At 44.0% G+C, this 922-nt stretch carries 2 protein-coding genes; one reads left to right on the plus strand and one right to left on the minus strand.

Translation table 11 applies throughout. From position 1 onward, the window contains the following. The coding region (locus AC1DUA_RS39190; protein WP_477504815.1) for a hypothetical protein at window positions 1-267 on the plus strand (267 nt) is incomplete at its 5' end. Here the strand turns inward: AC1DUA_RS39190 and AC1DUA_RS39195 are convergent. Further along, window positions 251-895: an SGNH/GDSL hydrolase family protein gene (locus AC1DUA_RS39195; RefSeq protein ID WP_477504816.1), complete on the minus strand. Its 645-nt coding sequence runs from the start codon at window positions 893-895 to the stop codon at window positions 251-253. The genes AC1DUA_RS39190 and AC1DUA_RS39195 overlap by 17 nt on opposite strands. Window positions 896-922 lie beyond the last annotated feature (27 nt).

Consider the following 922-nt stretch of genomic DNA (forward strand, 5'->3'; position numbering starts at 1 on the left):
GTTGTACCTCTTAAACCCATTGTTCATAATGGAGGGTTAAAGCAAGAAGGCTTGAGTACAATAAAGACGCTGATTTTGTCATCTGCCCTGCAGCTTTTTCGCAAACACATTAGCCACATTGTGCTTTTTCCTCTTGTTTGGGTGAGAAAAAGAGGAGAACTCCTCAAGGGTTCAGTCCGCACGGGGGAGCACAGCATTTTTGATACACTCCCCTACATTTCAATCGATCTTTCAATCCCCCCCATCTATGCTACTTACGAGGGATAAGATAGGGTGCCATTCCCATTGCAATAACTTGATGCCCCTTATCATTTGGATGGATGGGCATAGATCCGCTCAATGCATCCTCAATTTTTCCATTTCGGTATCCATAGATAAGATTCGCTTGTTTTCCTTCGAACCATGTATGAACGGGAGCAATACTTACATCGTAACTTTGGGCGAGCTCTTTCGTTATACGATTAAGTTGGTCTACTGACGCAACAGCAAGAGGACTGTTCGGGAATGGGTTATACTGCGTGCAGCAGATGATGCGGGCATGGCATCCGTTTTTTATTTGAGAAACAATGGCACCTAGGTTGCGTCTATAGTTTGCTGCAATTTGTTTTGCGGCTAATGGCTGCTGAGTTCGAAGTGAAATCAATGCTGCGTTTGTTAAATCCACGCCTCCGATCCATATAGAAACAACAGCAGCATGCCGAATAACTGAGGCCCCCCGCCATAGTACTGAATCTAACAGATCATCGCTGGTCCAACCAGGCCGAGCCATAACATAACAAGTAGCCTTATGGGAGCTCGAATTTAATGTAGATACGGTCAATTGGGGGTAAGCATTTGCAAAAGAGGAGGCATTTTCTCCAAATGTAATGGAATCTCCAAGAGCTACATAGATCATAGCAATATTACCAACTCCTCAATTAAT

It is taken from the genome of Paenibacillus sp. 01T422 (genome assembly GCF_056398785.1).